Annotated in this window: 20 protein-coding genes and 1 pseudogene; 12 read left to right on the top strand and 9 right to left on the bottom strand. The window is 32.7% G+C overall.

Features of this window, described 5'->3' with window-relative positions; genetic code table 11:
• Positions 1-68: 68 nt before the first annotated feature.
• On the bottom strand, positions 69-383 hold the full coding sequence (locus tag ACFX5E_RS07135; protein WP_379854503.1) for a hypothetical protein: 315 nt from the start codon (positions 381-383) through the stop codon (positions 69-71).
• Positions 384-555: 172 nt separating this feature from the next.
• Between ACFX5E_RS07135 and ettA the strand changes: the two genes are divergently transcribed.
• On the top strand, positions 556-2250 hold the full coding sequence (gene ettA / locus ACFX5E_RS07130) for an energy-dependent translational throttle protein EttA (RefSeq protein ID WP_379854502.1): 1695 nt from the start codon (positions 556-558) through the stop codon (positions 2248-2250).
• 63 nt (positions 2251-2313) lie between these two features.
• On the opposite strand, the gene ACFX5E_RS07125 is transcribed toward ettA, so the two are convergent.
• The 3 genes from ACFX5E_RS07125 to ACFX5E_RS07115 form a co-directional block, all read right to left on the bottom strand.
• Positions 2314-2442 (bottom strand): hypothetical protein, encoded by a 129-nt coding sequence (locus tag ACFX5E_RS07125; protein ID WP_379854501.1) that lies wholly within the window; start codon positions 2440-2442, stop codon positions 2314-2316.
• Positions 2443-2519: 77 nt separating this feature from the next.
• Entirely contained in the window at positions 2520-2936 is a 417-nt protein-coding gene (locus tag ACFX5E_RS07120; RefSeq protein WP_379854499.1) for a thiol-disulfide oxidoreductase DCC family protein, read from the bottom strand.
• Between the two features lie 147 nt (positions 2937-3083).
• Positions 3084-5249 carry an endonuclease MutS2 gene (locus ACFX5E_RS07115; protein ID WP_379854498.1) on the bottom strand — a complete coding sequence of 722 codons (2166 nt, stop codon included), beginning with the start codon at positions 5247-5249 and terminating at the stop codon, positions 3084-3086.
• A gap of 147 nt (positions 5250-5396) precedes the next feature.
• Here ACFX5E_RS07115 and ACFX5E_RS07110 point away from each other — a divergent pair, with 147 nt between their 5' ends.
• Positions 5397-6077: a uracil-DNA glycosylase gene (locus ACFX5E_RS07110; protein ID WP_379854497.1), complete on the top strand. Its 681-nt coding sequence runs from the start codon at positions 5397-5399 to the stop codon at positions 6075-6077.
• 193 nt (positions 6078-6270) lie between these two features.
• Here ACFX5E_RS07110 and ACFX5E_RS07105 read toward each other — a convergent pair whose 3' ends face one another.
• From ACFX5E_RS07105 to porX, 5 genes are all read right to left on the bottom strand, one after another.
• On the bottom strand, positions 6271-6645 hold the full coding sequence (locus ACFX5E_RS07105; RefSeq protein WP_379854496.1) for a DUF4258 domain-containing protein: 375 nt from the start codon (positions 6643-6645) through the stop codon (positions 6271-6273).
• Positions 6646-6681: 36 nt separating this feature from the next.
• Positions 6682-7881, bottom strand: a complete 1200-nt coding sequence (locus ACFX5E_RS07100) for an alanine dehydrogenase (RefSeq protein WP_379854495.1) — start codon at positions 7879-7881, stop codon at positions 6682-6684.
• A 91-nt stretch (positions 7882-7972) separates the two neighbouring features.
• Positions 7973-8446, bottom strand: coding sequence for a GNAT family N-acetyltransferase (locus ACFX5E_RS07095; RefSeq protein WP_379854494.1), 474 nt, complete (start codon positions 8444-8446; stop codon positions 7973-7975).
• An 8-nt stretch (positions 8447-8454) separates the two neighbouring features.
• A complete protein-coding gene (gene tsaE / locus ACFX5E_RS07090) occupies positions 8455-8862 on the bottom strand; it encodes a tRNA (adenosine(37)-N6)-threonylcarbamoyltransferase complex ATPase subunit type 1 TsaE (RefSeq protein WP_379854493.1) in 408 nt (135 codons plus the stop codon).
• A gap of 83 nt (positions 8863-8945) precedes the next feature.
• On the bottom strand, positions 8946-10499 hold the full coding sequence (gene porX, locus ACFX5E_RS07085; protein WP_379854492.1) for a T9SS response regulator signal transducer PorX: 1554 nt from the start codon (positions 10497-10499) through the stop codon (positions 8946-8948).
• 435 nt (positions 10500-10934) lie between these two features.
• Here porX and ACFX5E_RS07080 point away from each other — a divergent pair, with 435 nt between their 5' ends.
• From ACFX5E_RS07080 to ACFX5E_RS07035, 10 genes and pseudogenes are all read left to right on the top strand, one after another.
• A complete protein-coding gene (locus ACFX5E_RS07080) occupies positions 10935-11858 on the top strand; it encodes a 5'-nucleotidase (protein WP_379854491.1) in 924 nt (307 codons plus the stop codon).
• A gap of 203 nt (positions 11859-12061) precedes the next feature.
• Complete coding sequence (locus tag ACFX5E_RS07075; protein WP_379854490.1) at positions 12062-12685, top strand: hypothetical protein; 624 nt, start codon at positions 12062-12064, stop codon at positions 12683-12685.
• A gap of 58 nt (positions 12686-12743) precedes the next feature.
• On the top strand, positions 12744-12914 hold the full coding sequence (locus tag ACFX5E_RS07070) for a hypothetical protein (protein WP_379854489.1): 171 nt from the start codon (positions 12744-12746) through the stop codon (positions 12912-12914).
• Positions 12915-13225: 311 nt separating this feature from the next.
• Positions 13226-14233: an SPFH domain-containing protein gene (locus tag ACFX5E_RS07065; RefSeq protein ID WP_379854488.1), complete on the top strand. Its 1008-nt coding sequence runs from the start codon at positions 13226-13228 to the stop codon at positions 14231-14233.
• A 6-nt stretch (positions 14234-14239) separates the two neighbouring features.
• Positions 14240-15157 (top strand): NAD(+)/NADH kinase, encoded by a 918-nt coding sequence (locus tag ACFX5E_RS07060; protein ID WP_379854487.1) that lies wholly within the window; start codon positions 14240-14242, stop codon positions 15155-15157.
• Between the two features lie 142 nt (positions 15158-15299).
• A pseudogene (locus tag ACFX5E_RS07055) lies at positions 15300-15803 on the top strand (transposase).
• A gap of 82 nt (positions 15804-15885) precedes the next feature.
• Complete coding sequence (locus ACFX5E_RS07050) at positions 15886-16983, top strand: hypothetical protein (RefSeq protein ID WP_379854486.1); 1098 nt, start codon at positions 15886-15888, stop codon at positions 16981-16983.
• A 496-nt stretch (positions 16984-17479) separates the two neighbouring features.
• Entirely contained in the window at positions 17480-17728 is a 249-nt protein-coding gene (locus tag ACFX5E_RS07045) for a hypothetical protein (RefSeq protein WP_379854485.1), read from the top strand.
• Positions 17709-17972, top strand: coding sequence for a transposase (locus tag ACFX5E_RS07040; protein WP_379854484.1), 264 nt, complete (start codon positions 17709-17711; stop codon positions 17970-17972). Before ACFX5E_RS07045 ends, ACFX5E_RS07040 begins: the two co-directional genes overlap by 20 nt.
• A gap of 186 nt (positions 17973-18158) precedes the next feature.
• Positions 18159-18698: a GNAT family N-acetyltransferase gene (locus tag ACFX5E_RS07035; RefSeq protein ID WP_379854483.1), complete on the top strand. Its 540-nt coding sequence runs from the start codon at positions 18159-18161 to the stop codon at positions 18696-18698.
• The last annotated feature ends 117 nt before the right edge of the window (positions 18699-18815 follow it).

Raw genomic sequence — 18815 nt, 5'->3', positions numbered from 1 at the left:
AGGTTACTTTATTTAAAATTCAATATGATTTCGACAAAATTTGAAGCATCCTTTTTGCTCCGTGTTATTTAGTAACCGGAATTATTCCTCTCTTGTAGTGTTAAGTTGGTAAACAATTTCTTGATTTTGTTTCCGATTTGCCTTGTAGAATTTTGAAGTACGACAGTTAAAATAGTAAACAATGCTTGTCGAATTAAATATCCTTTACAGAAATGACGAACATAATTCATCAGTTTGTTATCAAAATATTTGCAAAATTCAGCAACAGATATCTTTATAGCAAGAGTGTTTTTGGCATTCACTTTTTTTGAAATGTGACGTATACCATGAATACAGGGTACATAACCTTTATTCTTTTTATTTAGTACGACTTTAAGCTTCATAACATCGTTGATTATATTTATATTTGCACATATTATCATAAACAGGTGTAGGAAAAAAATTGGAAAGGTGGGAAATTTGGTGTTACATTTTTAGAAAAAACGGCAACTTTTCATTATTTAACAAAATGTAAATAGATAAAAAACAAAGAATTAACTAATATAAATTAAGGTTATGGCAGACGATAAGAAAGTGATATTCTCAATGTCAAAATTGAGTAAAACCTATCAAGGAGCAGATAAACCAGTGCTAAAAAATATTTATTTGAGTTTCTTTTATGGAGCAAAAATTGGTATTTTAGGTTTAAATGGCTCAGGAAAATCTTCTTTATTGAAGATTATTGCCGGAGTTGATAAAAATTATCAAGGCGATGTAGTTTTTGCGCCAGGTTACACTGTTGGTTATTTAGAACAAGAACCTATTCTGGATGATAGCAAAACGGTTATCGAAATTGTAAGAGAAGGTGTTGCGGAAACTATGGCAGTTTTAGATGAATTCAATAAAATCAATGATAGTTTTGGTTTACCTGAAGTCTACGAAAATGCGGATAAGATGGAGCAATTAATGGATCGTCAAGCGCTCCTACAAGATAAAATTGATGCTTTGGGTGCTTGGGAAATCGATACCAAACTAGAAATCGCCATGGATGCCTTGCGCACGCCAGAAGGAGATACGCCAATCAAAAACTTATCTGGTGGAGAGCGTCGTCGTGTAGCTTTATGTCGTTTGTTGTTGCAGCAACCGGACGTTTTGCTTTTGGATGAGCCTACGAATCACCTGGATGCGGAAAGCGTTCTTTGGTTAGAGCAACATTTAGCTCAATATTCAGGAACTGTTATTGCGGTAACGCACGATAGATACTTCTTGGATAATGTTGCGGGATGGATTTTAGAATTGGATAGAGGTGAAGGTATTCCTTGGAAAGGGAATTACTCCTCTTGGTTGGAACAAAAATCAGGTCGTATGGCTTTGGAAGAGAAAACGGCTTCAAAGCGTAGAAAAAACTTAGAACGCGAGTTGGACTGGGTTCGTCAAGGTGCCAAAGGTCGTCAAACCAAACAAAAAGCGCGTTTGCAGAACTACGATAAATTATTGAATGAAGACCAAAAACAATTAGACGAAAATTTGGAGATTTATATTCCAAATGGTCCACGTTTGGGAACTAATGTAATTGAAGCCAAAAATGTTGCTAAAGCATTTGGAGATAAATTGCTATATGACAATTTAAACTTTACGCTGCCACAAGCTGGAATTGTTGGGATTATTGGACCAAATGGTGCTGGTAAATCAACCATTTTCAAAATGATAATGGGTGAAGAAAAGCCTGATTCGGGAGAGTTCTTAATTGGGGATACTGTAAAAATCGCTTATGTAGATCAAGCACACTCTAATATAAATCCTGAAAAATCGATTTGGGAAAACTTCGCTGATGGTCAGGAATTGATTATGATGGGCGGGAAACAAGTGAATTCAAGAGCCTATTTGTCGCGTTTTAATTTTGGAGGTGGAGAGCAAAATAAGAAAGTTTCGATGCTTTCCGGTGGTGAAAGAAACCGTTTGCACCTAGCGATGACTTTAAAAGAAGAAGGAAACGTACTTTTACTGGATGAGCCTACGAATGATTTGGACATCAATACACTTCGTGCTTTGGAAGAAGGATTGGAGAACTTTGCAGGTTGTGCGGTAGTAATTTCTCACGACAGATGGTTCTTAGACAGAATTTGCACGCATATTCTAGCTTTCGAAGGAAACTCTGAAGTATATTATTTTGAAGGTGGTTTCACTGACTATGAAGAGAATAAGAAAAAACGTTTAGGTGGTGATTTAACTCCAAAACGATTGAAATACCGAAAATTAATTAGAAGTTAGTCTTTATAATTACAGTTTTATTAACAAGAGGATGTTCAATAGGACATCCTCTTGTTTTTACTGTTATTCTATTTTTTTATCAGAGTTCATCAAAAGTAAAACTGTGGTGATCAGTCCTATGATTACAAACCCAAATAAGAAAACCATTATAAATGTTACGATATCCCAAGAAAAAAGTGCCGTGTCTTTCATGTTAATTTAAATTTAAGATTATTCAAATTTATACTTACTGCCAAATAAATAGAATGATAATTATCATGATTGTTATTTTATTCTAAAAACTTAGATCGGATTTCCTCGGTTGGAATCAGACAAGCGTCTTTTTTTCCATACCATTTGTATCGGTTTTTAGCGATATAATCATAAATATGATTAGTAAGAGAAGTAGGAAAAATGGAAAATATAGTTCCTAAATTATAAATTCCTCCTAAACCTTTAGCAATTTCGAATACTGCTTCCGATTTGTAATAATAAGCGATTCCTGGCTGATAGAGAATTATACTATCAATGTTTTTGGTGTCAATTCCAATGTGTTTTAGGATGTCCTGCCCCAAATCAGATTGCAACGCCACAAACCTAAAAATATCTTTTTTATCATGCTTTATCACAAATTGAACTGCTGCATCGCAGAGATTACAAACGCCATCGAAAAGGATGATTTTTTTGTTTTTAGGAATATCAAGCATGATTTAAAATTTAAAATTAGTTCATCTATTCGTTTTTTCAGCCTCGGGTAAATATTCAAAATCATTAAAACGAAATGAGATTTCTCCTTCGTCGAAATGACAAAACATATGAAGACAATGAAAACTATGACCGTAAACAGAATATTTTTACTTCTTACCCGCTTCAACGAATTCCAGCGATTCAAGGCTTACTTTAGAGGTAAACACACCGTAATTCACCACAGCCTTATTTTTCTCAATCTTATCAATACTTCCCACCGCTTTTCCATCTGACATTCTAACGCGGTTACCGACTTTTAGAATCGGTTTAGGTTTCTCTATAACTACTTTTAGCTTTTTCTCTTTCTTTTCTTTTCTGATTTCTTCGACCTGAACAGTAACCTCTTCAATAACAACTTTTTTCTGTTCAATCAGTGCTTTAGTTTCTTTAGGTGTCGCTTTTTTACGTTTTGAATTTTCAATTTCAATAATTTTCAAAAAATCGCCAATTAGGTCTTTTTTGCTTTTGTTATTAAAATATTTCTCGGCTATATCTTCAATTTTTTGGCCAATATAAATTGTTTTCTGGTTGCTGTCATACAATTCCTGATAGCTTTCCAGCTTTTGCTTGATTTTTACATTGATAGTTTCCATTTTCTTGCCTTCTTCCCTTGCTTTAGTTTCTTCTTCTTTTAGCGTTTGCGACGTTTTTTCCATTTTCGAACGCTCTTTCTGAAGGGTAGCAATTGTTTTATCGAAACGTACTTTTCCGACTTCAATTTTCTTTTTGGCACGATTGATTAAACTAAATGGAATTCCGTTTTTTAAGGCAACTTCAAATGTAAATGAACTTCCCGCTTGTCCTAAAACCAATTTGTATAAAGGTTCTAATGTTTTTTCGTCGAAAAGCATGTTGGCATTGGTGGCGAAAGGCAATTCGTTTGCCAGAATTTTTAGATTTGAATAATGTGTTGTAATTATACCGAAAGCTTCCCGATGATAGAATTCTTCCAAGAAAATCTCTGCTAATGCACCTCCTAATTCTGGATCAGAACCAGTACCAAATTCATCAATTAGAAACATGGTTTTCTTATTGCACTTCTTCAGGAAGTAGTTCATGTTCTTTAATCGATAACTATAGGTACTAAGATGATTTTCAATAGATTGATTGTCTCCAATATCCGTTAAAATTCTGTCAAACAAAAACGTTTCGCTACGTTCGTGAACAGGAATCAGCATTCCGGATTGCAGCATTAATTGGAGTAATCCAACGGTTTTTAACGAGATAGTTTTCCCTCCGGCATTGGGTCCTGAAATCACAATAATTCTGCTTTCTTGACTTAATTCAATGGTTTGCGGATGCGTAATTTCATTTTTCTGTTTGTTATTCAAATACAAAATAGGATGGAAAGCATCTCTAAAATAAAGTCGGCGGTTTTCCGTAATGGTTGGTAAAATTCCATTGATTTTATTGGCGTATTTAGCTTTCGCGGCAATAACATCAATATCACTCAGGAAATCCTGATATTTGATTAAAAGCGGTAAAAAAGGACGAATATAATTGGATAACTGTTTTAATATTCGGGTGATTTCTTCTTTCTCTTCATATTCAAGATTACTCAATTCCCTGGAATAATTCAGGGTAGCTTCCGGTTCAATATAGGCTATGCTTCCTGTCTTGGAACTGCCCAAAATAGATCCTTTTACTTTACGACGGTACATCGCTAAAACTGCTAAAACTCGCCTATTTTGAACAAAGCTTTCTTTAATATCATCCAAATATCCCAGCGAATTGTAGTGCGTCAGTGCAGTTCCAAAACTCTGATTAACTTTACCACGGACCGTATTCATATTCCGACGAATATTCAATAAATCTGGGGAGGCATTGTCTTTTATTTCGCCATATTTATCGACTACTTCATCGACCATCGTGATAATGTCTTTGGTCAGTTCGACTTGGCTAGCTCTTGCGTTTATATTTGGATAATAATCCTCGAATTTTCTTAAAAAATTCAATAGGAAATTTACCGTTGAAGAAATGGTAGCGATTTTTCTAAAACTGCCTACTTCCAAGAAACTGTCTTCTATGGCCAGAAATCTAATTTCATGAGTAATAGCGTCAAAACCATGATTGGGAATGGCATTATTATTTTGGAAAGACGAAACATACTCTGATGTTTGCATTAATGCCTGCATCAAAGATTCCTTGTCTTTAAAAGGAGTTATTTCAAGTGCTTTTTGTTTGCCAATATCTGTATTACAAATCGTCGAAATGGTTTCGAGAACGGTAGGAAATTGTAAATCTTGTAATGTTTTTTCGGTGATGGATATCATTTATTGTATTATTCTTTTCAAGACAAAAATAGCTAATAGTTAAGACTATTTAACAGACTTTCACAAAGAATTAATGAATGTTTATTATGCATTTTAGGATTTAAAAAAACGATTCTCTCTGTATCTTTGCTTTATAAATATTTAACTATGCAAATCAATCTCAATCCGGAATGGCAATCCATTTTATCAGACGAAATTCAGAAACCTTATTTTCAGGATTTAATGGAATTTGTCGATGATGAATACAAGAATCACACTTGTTATCCGCCTAAAGAATTGATTTTTGCTGCTTTTAATTATTGCAGTTTCAAGGATGTAAAAGTTGTAATTATTGGACAAGATCCCTATCACGGGAAAGGCGAGGCAAATGGTTTGTGTTTCTCGGTTAATGATGGCGTACGAATTCCGCCTTCTTTGCGCAATATTTTTCGGGAGCTAAGAGCTGATTTAGGAACTATTTTTATGCTCACTTCCGGCAATCTTGAAGCTTGGGCAAAACAAGGGGTTTTACTGCTGAACGCTTCTTTAACGGTAAGAGAAGACAATCCAAACAGTCACAAACATTTAAAATGGAATCTTTTTACGGATGCTGTAATTCAGAAAATTTCTGAAGAAAAAGAACATGTCGTTTTCTTGCTTTGGGGAAATTTTGCGCACAAAAAAGGACTCAAAATTGACCGAAACAAACATTTAGTTTTAGAGTCGGGGCATCCGTCGCCCATGAGCGCTAATCAGGGAAAATGGTTTGGGAATAAAAATTTCAGTAAAACGAATGCGTATTTGAAGCAAAATAAAATAAAAACAATTGACTGGATTGCAGTAGATTAAATATTTGTATGATGACACAAATTATTGATTTGTAGAGTGCTTCGCGTGAGTGATGGCAGTGGAGCTCTTTTTTTGAGAGGCGTTTTAGCCTATTAAAAAGAAGCGGGAACGCACAGCACGACCCGAAGTTGCGAGGAGGAACGACGAAGCAATCTGCAGGGTCACGCCCAAATGGAACAACTGTTTAGAGTTTCTATTTTTTTATAATATCTTCTAAAACGGCTTTGTCTGAGTAATTAATCACTTTAAGAGTGATTTCTTGTTTTTTTACAGTTTGGCCTTCAATAATGTACAATTTCCCTTTTTTGAGTTCCACATTACTTTTGTCGAAATCAACATCACCAAATTTCAATGTATTTTTGATATCGGCGGTGTCAATCCATTTTTCAGCTAATATTTGGGATGCTTTATCGGAATAATGGAAGGGTTTATTTCTCAAATCATTCAAAACACGGGTATTTGGAAAATAATTACAACGGGTGTCTTTTCCGCTAAAGATAGCAGCTACAAAGAACAATCCCATAATTAGACCAACAAGGTAATACGCAAAACGATGTACAAATTTCATGAATCAAATTTTTGGCAAAGGTAAAAGAAAGTTTACTTAAAAAACAATTAAATTGATATCCTTATCCGGTAAATCAAACCAGTCGCCTATGGCTTTGTTGGTAAGGATTCCGTGGTACAAATACACGCCGTTTTTTAGACCTTTATCACAACGGATTGCAGTCTCAATACCGCCGTCTTCAGCGATTTGCATCAGATACGGGGTGATGATATTGCTTATGGACAGCGAAGCAGTTTTTGAATATCGGGAAGGAATATTAGGTACACAATAATGTACAACATTGTTTTTAATAAACGTAGGCTTCTCATGCGAGGTCACTTCCGAAGTTTCAAAACAACCACCGGTATCAATACTTACATCGACAATAACGGCACCGTTTTTCATATGTTCCACCATTGTTTCGGTAACAATAACAGGACAGCGTTCTTTTCCTCTCATGGCTCCGATGGCCACGTCACAGCGTCTCAATGCTTTTAATAATGATTTTGGCTGAATGGTAGAGGTAAAGATTCGTTGGTTTAAATTGTTTTGCAGGCGACGTAATTTGGTGATGGAATTATCAAATACTTTTACACTGGCGCCTAAACCGATAGCGGTTTTTGCTGCAAATTCACCCACCGTTCCTGCACCCAAAATAACAACTTCAGTAGGAGGGACGCCGGTAATATTACCAAATAACAATCCTTTTCCAAATTCATTGGTAATCATTAATTCCGCTGCAATTAGTATGGAAGCAGTTCCGGCTATTTCGCTCAATGATTTCACTGCTGGATAAGTTCCATCTTCATCCTTTATGTATTCAAAGGCAAGAGCGGTGATTTTTTTCTTAGCCAAAGCTTCAAAATAAGATTTTTTTCTGGTTTTCAATTGTATGGCGGAAATCAAAATCGTTTCCGGATTCATCATTTGAATTTCGGCTATAGTAGCTGGCTCTACTTTTAAAATCATAGGACAGCTAAATACCTTCTTGGTGTCATTTGTAACTTCTGCACCGGCATCACAATATTCTCTATCAGAATAACTGGAACTTTGACCTGCGCCCGCTTCAATCATTACCCTGTGACCATGAAAGGTCAGCGAATTTACAGCATCGGGTGTAAGGCAAATACGGTGTTCCTGGTAACTCGTTTCTTTTGGGATACCAATAAAAAGTTCGCTTTTATGTCGCGCTACTTCCAATTTTTCTTCTTGAGGTAATAGCTGTTGCTTGGTGAAGGGCGTTATAGTAATTGACATTATAATTGTTAATTTATGGCACAATTTACGCAAAAGTTTTAGAAAAACGCAATTGTAACGGTGATAAGTACAGTAGTACTTATTTTAAAATTTAACGGATGATTCTTTCCATTTTTATATCGGCTCTTTCATAAACTCCGTTTTCTAAGGCTATTTCTGTGAAGCCATATTTTTTATACAAATGAATAGCGGGCATTAAACTTCTATTAGAGTACAAAATAAGTTTTTGAATGCCTTCCTCTTTGGCAACAGTCAAACAATGTTCCATGATTTTTTTTCCGATTCCTAAACCCTGAATCGTATCTGTAACCGCCATTTTACTCAATTCAAACGTAACATCATCTATTTTTATTAATGAAACGGCACCTATTATTTGATTATTGTATTTAGCATAAAATATCATTCCGCCTTTGTCAATAATTTCACCTTGTGGATTAGAAAGGACGATTTTGTCTTTCGGTTCTACTTTGAAATATTTCTTCAGCCATTCTAAATTCAGTGTTTTAATATGTTCCTTTAAATCTGTTGAAAAAGGAATAATTTCTACGGTATTTTCTAAACTCATAATTTTATTTAACTTAGTTCTAAAGAACGTTTTCCATCCCCGAGCAACTCAATAGTAATAACAGAATGTGCCTCAGGAATTAGATTCGGAATCTTCTCTGCCCATTCTATGAAACACCAATTCCCCGAATAAAGGTAATCATCAATTCCCATATCCATAGCTTCGATTTCATTGTTTAATCTGTAAAAATCAAAATGGTAAACAGTTTGATTTGCAGCAGTTTGATACTCATTAACTAAAGAGAAAGTTGGACTGCTTGTGGCATCCGTAACACCCAGTGTTTTACATAATTGTTTGATCAAAGTAGTTTTTCCAACGCCCATTTCCCCATGAAAAAGAATCACTTTATTGGGGTTCTCGGATATGATTTTTCGCGCAACTTCTTCGAGTTGATCTAAAGAAAAAGTAACATTCATAATTTAAGTGTTCAGTGTTCAGAAATTAGTGTTCAGTTATCTCGCTCTACTGCAAACTGACCACTGCAAACTGATCACTTTTTTTATTTCGGGTTAAAAACTAAGAAAGGGATAATCATTTCTTCCAATGAAATTCCGCCATGCTGATACGTATTTTTATAATAACTCACATAATGATTGTAGTTGTTGACATACGCCAAAAACAAATCATTTTTTGCAAAAATATAAGAACTGCTCATATTTATGGTAGGCAAACCAATATTTTTTGGTTCTTTCACCGCATAAACATCTTTGTGTTCGTACGTAAGACTGCGTCCTGTTTTATAACGCAAATTCAAGCTGGTATTTTTATCACCCACCACTTTCGATGGATTTTTCACGTTTATAGTCCCGTGATCTGTTGTCAGAATCAATTTGAAACCCATTTTCTGTGCCTGTTGAATAATTTCCAACAATGGAGAATTTTTAAACCAACTCAACGTCAGCGAACGATACGCTTTATCATCTGAGGCGAGTTCTTTTACCACATCCATCTCTGTCTTGGCATGCGAAAGCATATCCACAAAGTTGTAAACCACGGTAACCAAATCATTATCCTTAAGCGACCTAAAGCTTTCAACCAGTTTTTTTCCTCCGGCTAAATTGGTGATTTTATAATAGTCTTGCTTGATGTTTAATCCCAATCGTTTCAATTGTGCCGTCAAAAACTCCGCTTCATACAAGTTTTTCCCACCTTCTTCAGGATCGTTTTTCCAATATTGCGGAAACTGTTTTTCCATTTCAAGAGGCGTCAAACCCGAGAAAATTGCGTTTCTAGCATATTGCGTAGCCGTGGGAAGAATAGCGTAATACGGCACTTCTTTTTCCAGTTTGTAATAATTTGCCACCACGCTTTCAAAGGTTTTCCATTGATCGTAACGCAAATTATCAATTACTACAAACAGAATCGGCTTGTCTTTTTTGACGATTTCCGGCACCACTAATTCTTTGAATAAGGTATGCGACTGAATTGGTTTAGCAACTTTTGGTGCAAACCAGTCTTCATAATTGCGCTCAATGAATTTTCCAAATTGCGAATTGGCTTCCGCTTTTTGGGATTCTAGAATTTCAACCATACTTTGATCGTTGATATTCTCCAATTCTAGTTCCCAAAAAATCAATTTCTTATACAATTCTACCCAGTCTTCATAGGAATTTACCATCGCCATTTCCATGGTGATTTTTCTAAATTCCTTCTGATAATCCAACGTTGTTTTTTGCGAAATCAGTCGCGAATGGTCCAGATTTTTCTTCAAACTCAACAAAATCTGATTCGGATTCACGGGTTTTATCAAATAATCGGCAATTTTAGAGCCAATCGCTTCCTCCATGATGTATTCCTCCTCACTTTTGGTAATCATAATCATGGGAACCGAAGATTTTTTTTCTTTCATCTCCGAAAGTGTTTCCAGACCGCTCATTCCGGGCATATTTTCGTCCAGAAAAACAATATCAAAATTGTTTTCGTCAAAAATATCAATCGCATCCCGACCGTTATTGCAGGTAGTTACCTCGTAGTTTTTCTTTTCCAGAAATAATATATGTGGTTTCAAAAGGTCGATTTCATCATCCACCCAAAGTATTTTTATTTTATCCATAAGTCGTATTAACAAGTATTCAAAAGTACTAATTTAAAGTGCCAATTTACTGATTTTCGCAACGGTTCTTTGCTAATATTATGATAATTTTTAGTACAATGGCAGCTTGTATTACTAAACCAAAGATATTATTTTATTTTGTTTAAACTTGCTTTTGGGCGTGACCCATTCTCCGTAAACTCCGTCCGGGTCGGGCTGTACGCTGTATCTTTCCTTTTTAAAGAAAAAGGAAAGGATGCCGCTTCCATCCCTCACGCAGTTGAGAGAACTACTGGGTTTTTCGATTAATTTATAGGTAAGAAAAGTTTTCAGAAAATAATTGGATCATTTGATTATTTATAGCTGCTTTTTTATAAATTCGTGGAAAGTATGATGAGTGATGTTTGTCATTCAAACAAATAAATTATCAGTAATTATATAAAAACAGGATAAAATATGCCGGATTTCACCAATACGTTAGTAGTAGGAATATCTTCAAGAACACTTTTTGATTTAGAAGAAGAAGATAAGTTATTCAAAGAAAAAGGTATAATTGAATACCGAAAAATTCAAAGAGAAAAAGAAAATGAAGAATTAAGACCAGGAACTGCTTATCATTTAGTTCAAGCTCTTTTAAATCTGAATAAACTTTCAACTACAAATAGACTTGTCGAAGTTATTATTTTGTCTAGTAATAGTCCTGAAACTGGTGTCAGAATTTTAAATTCAATAAAAAGTTTAAGTTTGGATATTACTCGTTCTGCATTTACAGGTGGAGAAAAAATATCAGGATATATCGATGCATTTAGTATTGATCTATTTTTGTCAAAAAGCGAAATCGATGTTCAAGAAGTAATAGATTCTAAAACAGCCGCAGCAGCATTAATTCTAGAACATCCAACAGATTTTAATGCATCTCAAGATACTGTAAGAATTGCATTTGATGCTGATGCAGTACTATTTGCTGATGATTCTGAGCAAATTTATAAATCAGAAGGTATGGCAGCTTTCCATAAAAACGAAAGTGAAAATGAAAATATTCCTCTGAAAGAAGGACCACACGGTAAACTTTTAAAAACTTTATCTAAAATTCAACAATATATGGACACAACAATTGAGCTAACGCCCTTGCGTATTGCAATTGTAACAGCTAGAAATAGTCCATCACACATGAGGGTTATTAGAACATTAAGGGATTGGGATGTATATGTTGATGAAGCTTTTTTTCTTGGAGGAATATCGAAAGACAAAGTTCTGAAGGCTTTTAATGCTCATATCTTTTTTGATGACCAAGATGTGCATTTAAATGATACTAAAAAAGTTGTTCCGTCTGCAAAAGTTCCGTATCATTCTGATTCACCATTAAGTAAGCAAAAATAACTGCCATTATAGCTAATGCACTGGAATTAAATAATCTTAATAGAACTTTGGTTTTGTATTTGAGATGTTTTGATAAATTTTGAAAACGGGAATAATTTAGTCCCAAAACTTGTGTAGTACTAGAATATTACTTACTATTTTATAAAAAACTCAACAAAAAAAATGGATTCAGAATAAGTTACAATCAATAATTAAATAAAAAAATGAAAAATATTTTATTACTATTTATTTTAACTCTGTTAAGTTGCACTAACAAAAAGAATGAAGATTTAATCCACGAGACAGAAACTATCAGTATTATTCAAACTTTAATTGAACAAAAAGGTTTAGAAATGACAAGGGATTTTCCAACTGAAAAAGAACTTCCAATATGTTTAAACTTAAAAAAAGTTATAGTTAATACTAGATGTTTTGAAGAAACGGAACTTAATAATAAGATAACAGCAATAAAACTTCCAGAAAAATCCTTTGCAAACCAGGGAGAAGTTTGCATAGAAAAAATATACAAATCAAAACCAATTAACAACTCATTTTTCCTAATAAAGGATTCTCTAGATATTCTTAGTCAAAATGGAACTATTAAAACATTCAAAATTCCAAAAATTATAACACTAAAGTTTAAAACTGTAGAATTAAGTATAAATTTAAAAATAATTGAAAAATATATTCAATTCTCTATTCCCATTTTTTCCAAAGATAATAATAAAGCATATTTAGAATTTGATCATTACTCCAATAATGAAGAAAGCTATGGTAAATCAATATATCTAGAAAAAATAGAAGGAAATTGGAAAATAAAATTTATCGAAAAAAATTGGAATATATAAAAACCTCAATAGCGAAGAAATTCTTTACGTGCCTTCAAATATTAAAAATGATAAAACAATGAAATACACGGAATTCAATGTAGATAATAATAAAATTGAATTTTTACCCTCCATTTTAGGAAAAGAAACGGTCGTAGTAAATGGAGAAAAACTTTCTGAAAAATTCTCAATTACCGGCACGGAACATCATTTTGCCATTAAATCGAACCATTTTATTCTCAAACCCTGACCGCGCTGATCTGCCACAATCGTTAGCGCAGTTTTGCAAACTGTGCCCACAATGAGCAAACAAGAGCTGAAAGTATTGGCTCAATGTTTTGAAGTTCCGACAACACTATTTAAGGCTTTTTACGCCTTATTTTCTCTTGAGAATGTAAAAGTTACTTTTCTTAAAAAGAATTTTAATTGTAGTTTAAATCCCATATATTTACTCACTGATTAACAAAATAGAGTTCGTTTGAAGGTTTTTAGACGAACTGACCTTACCAGAGATTTTAAGAAACACCGCATTTAATAATAACTAAAATAGAAATAAGAATTATGTTTGGATTTAAACACATACAATTTGATGCAATGACTTATGTTTTACATTTTAAAAATGGAACCATAAAAAAAGAAGGTCGCGGACTTTCATTTTTTTACTTTTCGCCAAATAGTTCAATCGTTGCAATTCCAATGGGAAGTAACGATTTGCCTTTCATTTTTAGCGAGTCCACAAATGATTATCAATCCGTAACCATACAAGGTCAAATAAGTTATAAAATCACAAACCCAAAAACTTTATCTGATGTCTTGGATTTTACCGTTCAAGGTAATGGACAATACAAAAAGAATGATATTGAAAAACTAAACCAACGATTAATTAATGAAGCACAGACAGCAACTTCATCATTTATTCACGGAATAAAACTTAAAGAAGCCATTCGTTCAGCCAAAACCATCGAAGAAAGTATTATTGAAGGATTAAAAAATTCTACTGCGATAAATATGCTTGGAATAGAAATTTTGGGAGCAAATATTTTAGCGATTTCGGCAACTCCAGAAATGTCAAGAGCATTAGAAACCGAAACTAGGGAAAAATTACAACAAGAAGCCGATCAAGCGATTTATGAAAGAAGAAATTTTGCCGTAGAACAAGAAAGGAAAATTAAAGAAACCGAACTAAATACTGAAATTGCAATTGAGGAAAAACAAAAGCAAATTACAGAGAAAAAAATGGAATCGGAATTCATAAAAGCGGAGAATGACAGGAAGTTACGAGAAATGAAATTGGAAGCTGATATTTCTGTTGAAAATCAAAGAAAATTACTAATTGAAGAGAAAACAGAAAATGACAAAATCGAAGCAGAAACGCAAGGTTATGTGATTGAGGCAACTTTGAAACCTTACAAAGATATTGATTGGAAAATCTTAACCGCTTTAAACAATAATCCGGACCCTAAATTTAATATTGCACTTGCATTTAGACAGTTGGCTGAAAATGCTGATAAAATTGGAAACTTGAATATAAGTCCCGATTTATTAGATTCTTTGTTGAACGAGAAATAAGAAAAGATGAATATTGAATACGCAATAATTGTAAAAAATAAGACTCGGCTTGAACTATTAATTGAAAGATTTAATACAAAGGCGCAGGCAAAATTTTACATAGAAAGACTTGGAGGGAACTTTAATGATTACGAGATTGAAAATGAAATTTTTCAAAATTCCTTGCAATCATTGCAACTCCAACTTTCAAAAGTAGTTAAAAATAAAATCGTAGAAAGAAATTTTGTTTCCTCATTTATTTTCTCCGAAAATCAGTTAATTATCGTAATTGGTCAAGATGGTCTTGTAGCAAATACTGCAAAATATTCAAAAAATATTCCAATTATAGGAGTGAATCCAGACAAAGAAAGATATGATGGAGTTTTATTACCATTTGATACTACGAACTTTATTGGAGGGGTTGAAAATGTTATCAGTACTAAATATGATTCTAAAACGATGCGATTTGCTGAAGCAAAATTAAATGATGGACAACGACTTTTAGCCTTTAATGATTTGTTCATTGGCGCATCAACACACATTTCTGCCAAATATAAAATAACTTATAATAACTCTATTGAAGAACAGTCGTCAAGCGGTCTAATTGTTTCAACGCCAGCGGGTTCAACTGGATGGTTGAGTTCAATTTTTAATATGTCGTATGGAATCACAAATATGTTTGAAAAGAACTTAAAACCTAAAAGACCAAAACTAAAAGACAATGAATTGTTGTTTGCAGTCAGGGAACCTTTTCAAAGTGTTAGAACTCAAATTGGAATAACTGCTGGAATTATAAAAACACAAAATAATTTAACAATAGAATCATTAATGCCAACAAGCGGAGTAATTTTTAGCGACGGGATCGAATCTGATTTTTTAAGTTTTAATAGTGGTTCAATAGCAACGATCGGAATAGCTAAAGAAACAGCAAAATTAGTAATTTAAAGGAGCGAACGCATATGTGCTTACCCCGCTCCGAGCATCTCTTTAATCACTCGTGCGAGCTTCTAGCTCGTACCCGCAAACAATAGTGAGAATTATAAGTGATTAGAAAAATAAGTTTGGAGAGAAATCTGGCGCTTATTTTATAAGTTTTGCGGCCGTAAATTGGATAGATGTATTCACGAGAGACGCCTATTTTTGAACTATAGTAGAATCCTTAGATTACTGTCGTAAAAACAAAGGAATGGAACTTTATGACTATTGCATCATGCCAAGTCATGTGCATTTGATTTTTCGTTCCTCTTTGAATGATCCTTTTGGTTTAATAAGAGATTTTCAAGGATTTACTTCAAGAAAAATGTTGAAAATTATTGAAGATAATCTACAAGAAAGCCGAAAAGAATGGATGCTTTGGATGTTTGAAAGAGCAGGAAAAAAGAATAGTAATGTAAAGTGTCGACAGTTTTGGCAACAAAACAATAAACCAATTGAAATTTAGTCTTTGAACGTTTTTGAGCAAAAATTAGAATATATTCACAATAATCCTGTAGAAACTGGATTTGTTATGGATCCAATTGATTGGAAATACAGTAGCGCAAGAAATTATGGTAATGATGACCACACAATTCTAGAAATAGATATGAATTAGATCATGTGTACGAGCTGGAAGCTCGCACTAGCGAAGGACACGAGAACTTTAACAAAAGTTGCACAAAAAACATAAATTTAAAATGACCAAATATCCATTCTCAATAATATTGATTTTTCTCTCGATTTTTTCAATCTATTCTCAACATAAAATAAAAGAAACGTTTTCAGAAAAAATTATTCCGTTTGTAGAAATTTATTCTGAAAAGGGAGATCTAATTGGTGTTTCCGATATTAACGGAGTTATTTCTTCGGAACTAGAAAATAAAATTTACAATTCTAAAGCAACTAATTTAACTTTTGTAAATAGTTCATACAGAACATCTGAATTAACTATTGAAAAATTTAAAAACTCACCGGTTATATCTTTAAACAGAATTGCAATTGAATTAGATGAAGTTGTAATTATGAAGCCTAAGACCTATAAATATCTGAAGTTAAAAGGATATTTTAGAAGTCTTCAAATTAATGAAGATCGACCACATTATTTCATTGATGGAATTGTTGAATTTTATATTTCTATGAAATCCGATAAAATAAAAATGAGGATTATTTCTAATCGTTCGTTTGAAAATAAATCAATAAATCAAATAAGCCCAACTTATTTTTTTATGGTTGCGGGAGTTCCAATGTTTAATGAATTTACAAGATATCAAAACCTAAATAATGAATACAATTTAAAAACAGACAATAGTTTAAAAACAACTATTTTAGACAAAGAAACAAATCTTGAAAAAGGAACTATGTCAACTTTTTATAACAATTCAAACTTACAATTAGAAATTATTTCTACATTAAAACCAAAAATAATGAAGCTTTTTGGCATGGAAACGCATTATAATAATTATACCGTTAATTCGATTTATGAAATCAACGATTACCAGAAAATAGATTTAGAGAATATAATTTACTTCAAAGAAATTAGAAGTTATGAAATTAAAAGAAAACAAAAAGACGAATTTCAAAAAGTTGAAGCAACACACGAATTTTATTTACTTGAAAAAGAGTATGTAAATGAATTAGATTCAAAGCAGTTTGATGATTTTTATACTTTCAAAAGGCCAAGTAAATTTGAAGATAAATATTGGGAAAAAGTGGATAATAAATATTTTCAAGCTCTACCAAAATCAATAGAGAGCTATATTGAAGAAAATTTAAAACTGATTGAAAAAAGTAAATAAATGTAGAAGCGGCAAACACATATTACTCTATTTGAAATTATAGAAGCAAGGAATTAGAGGGATTTAATAGATAAAAACAAAAAACATGAAATACACAGAATACAATATTGACAACGATAAAATCGAATTTTTAAACTCCATTTTAGGAAAATAAACGGTCGTAGTAAATGGAGAAAAAGTTTCCGAAAAATTTTCAATTTCTGGTGCGGAACATCATTTTACTATTAAGTCAAACCATTTTATTCTCAAATCAAATTATGAATTATTTAAGGATAGAAAATTAAAAATTAAATTACTAAAAAAAGACGAAATATTGGATTCAAAATTCGTCAATATGAATAGGAAACAGACTATTGTTTGGATCGCTTTCGGGGCGATAATTGGATATGATTTAGTTTCATATTTATAAATAGGCTGCTGTAAGTCATCCCTGTCAGGGTTTTAAACCCTGACAGGGATAGTTAAATATGAATGTTTTTATTAAACCTATCCAATAATGGAAATAAAAGAACCAATACTTCACGGCAACTATTATCATATCTACAATAGAGGGAATAACGGTATTGATATATTTTTAGAAACGGAGAATTATTATCATTTTCTACGTCTGTATGCCAAATATATTGAACCTGTTGCGGAAACATTTGCTTGGTGTTTATTAAAAAATCATTTTCATGTTTTAGTTCGTATAAAAGAAAAAGAAGAAAGAAATAAATACTACTTAATTGAGTTATTCAACATTTGAAAATCCAAAAATTATAGATCCATACAGACAATTCTCTCATTTTTTTAATGCCTATGCACAAGCCATTAACAAGCGTCATAATAGAACGGGGAGTTTGTTTGAAAGAACTTTCGAAAGAAAATTAGTGTCTTCGCAAACCTATTTTCAGCAATTAATTTTTTATATCCATAATAATCCAGTTCATCATGGTTTTGTTGAGAATATGAGTTTATATCCATGGTCATCATATGAAACTATAATTTGAAATAAACCAACACGATTGAAACGAAATGATGTGATAACACTATACGGAGATGTTGAAAATTTTCTTTTTTATCACAATCAAGAACAAAATTTAAATGAAATTAATAATTTAATTATTGAATAATATTTGGCTGTATAACGGTTAAACACCCAGATTCGGCTAGTAATAGTAATTTTAAAACAAAAAATGAACACTATAATTCTCAAAACAGAACGATTAATACTAAGACCAATTACACTACTGGATTTGGATTATATTCACGAATTGCATTCTTTGAAAGAAACGGATGAATTCAATACTTTAGGGATTCCGGCAGATATTGATGAAACAAAACTACTTTTAGAAAAGTGGATTTTTGAAAATAACAAAGCACTTCCGACTAAGTTTTCTTTTGTGGTGGGATTAAATACCGGAAACCATAGTATAGGATTAATTGGAATCAATTTGGGGAAGGTAAAATATAAAAATGCTGAAGTTTGGTTTAAATTTCATAAAGATCATTGGAATAAAGGCTACGGTACGGAATCTTTGAATGAAATACTCCGTTTTGGTTTTAACGATCTTAATCTTCACCGTATTGAAGCGGGTTGTGCGGTGGGAAATATTGGTTCCATCAAAGTTTTAGAAAAGACAGGGATGATAAGAGAAGCTCATACGAGAAAACTACTACCGTTAAAATCCGGCTGGTCAGATAATTATGGATATGCTATTTTATCTACTGACTAAAATAGATTTCAAAGCATATGGTTATCCGATTTAAAAAATTAGATTATAAATGAATGAAAAAAAGAACTAGGTAATTTTCGGTGAAGAACTAAGTCTAAAACTAGAAAATTAGTGTTA

It is taken from the genome of Flavobacterium xylosi (genome assembly GCF_042787345.1).
Taxonomy (GTDB): Bacteria; Bacteroidota; Bacteroidia; order Flavobacteriales; family Flavobacteriaceae; genus Flavobacterium; species Flavobacterium xylosi.
This window is presented reverse-complemented; position numbering and strand designations above follow the sequence as displayed.

Excerpts from the sequence above, each read along its gene's own strand:
- ACFX5E_RS07125 (WP_379854501.1), bottom strand. The coding sequence starts at position 2,442 with ATGAAAGACACGGCACTTTTTTCTTGGGATATCGTAACATTTATAATG.
- ACFX5E_RS07035 (WP_379854483.1), top strand. The coding sequence starts at position 18,159 with ATGAACACTATAATTCTCAAAACAGAACGATTAATACTAAGACCAATT.
- ACFX5E_RS07100 (WP_379854495.1), bottom strand. The coding sequence starts at position 7,881 with ATGTCAATTACTATAACGCCCTTCACCAAGCAACAGCTATTACCTCAA.
- ACFX5E_RS07080 (WP_379854491.1), top strand. The coding sequence starts at position 10,935 with ATGCCGGATTTCACCAATACGTTAGTAGTAGGAATATCTTCAAGAACA.
- ACFX5E_RS07095 (WP_379854494.1), bottom strand. The coding sequence starts at position 8,446 with ATGAGTTTAGAAAATACCGTAGAAATTATTCCTTTTTCAACAGATTTA.
- ACFX5E_RS07075 (WP_379854490.1), top strand. The coding sequence starts at position 12,062 with ATGAAAAATATTTTATTACTATTTATTTTAACTCTGTTAAGTTGCACT.
- ACFX5E_RS07070 (WP_379854489.1), top strand. The coding sequence starts at position 12,744 with ATGAAATACACGGAATTCAATGTAGATAATAATAAAATTGAATTTTTA.
- porX (WP_379854492.1), bottom strand. The coding sequence starts at position 10,499 with ATGGATAAAATAAAAATACTTTGGGTGGATGATGAAATCGACCTTTTG.
- tsaE (WP_379854493.1), bottom strand. The coding sequence starts at position 8,862 with ATGAATGTTACTTTTTCTTTAGATCAACTCGAAGAAGTTGCGCGAAAA.
- ACFX5E_RS07050 (WP_379854486.1), top strand. The coding sequence starts at position 15,886 with ATGACCAAATATCCATTCTCAATAATATTGATTTTTCTCTCGATTTTT.
- ACFX5E_RS07045 (WP_379854485.1), top strand. The coding sequence starts at position 17,480 with ATGGAAATAAAAGAACCAATACTTCACGGCAACTATTATCATATCTAC.
- ACFX5E_RS07135 (WP_379854503.1), bottom strand. The coding sequence starts at position 383 with ATGAAGCTTAAAGTCGTACTAAATAAAAAGAATAAAGGTTATGTACCC.
- ACFX5E_RS07060 (WP_379854487.1), top strand. The coding sequence starts at position 14,240 with ATGAATATTGAATACGCAATAATTGTAAAAAATAAGACTCGGCTTGAA.
- ACFX5E_RS07120 (WP_379854499.1), bottom strand. The coding sequence starts at position 2,936 with ATGCTTGATATTCCTAAAAACAAAAAAATCATCCTTTTCGATGGCGTT.
- ACFX5E_RS07065 (WP_379854488.1), top strand. The coding sequence starts at position 13,226 with ATGTTTGGATTTAAACACATACAATTTGATGCAATGACTTATGTTTTA.
- ACFX5E_RS07110 (WP_379854497.1), top strand. The coding sequence starts at position 5,397 with ATGCAAATCAATCTCAATCCGGAATGGCAATCCATTTTATCAGACGAA.
- ettA (WP_379854502.1), top strand. The coding sequence starts at position 556 with ATGGCAGACGATAAGAAAGTGATATTCTCAATGTCAAAATTGAGTAAA.
- ACFX5E_RS07115 (WP_379854498.1), bottom strand. The coding sequence starts at position 5,249 with ATGATATCCATCACCGAAAAAACATTACAAGATTTACAATTTCCTACC.
- ACFX5E_RS07105 (WP_379854496.1), bottom strand. The coding sequence starts at position 6,645 with ATGAAATTTGTACATCGTTTTGCGTATTACCTTGTTGGTCTAATTATG.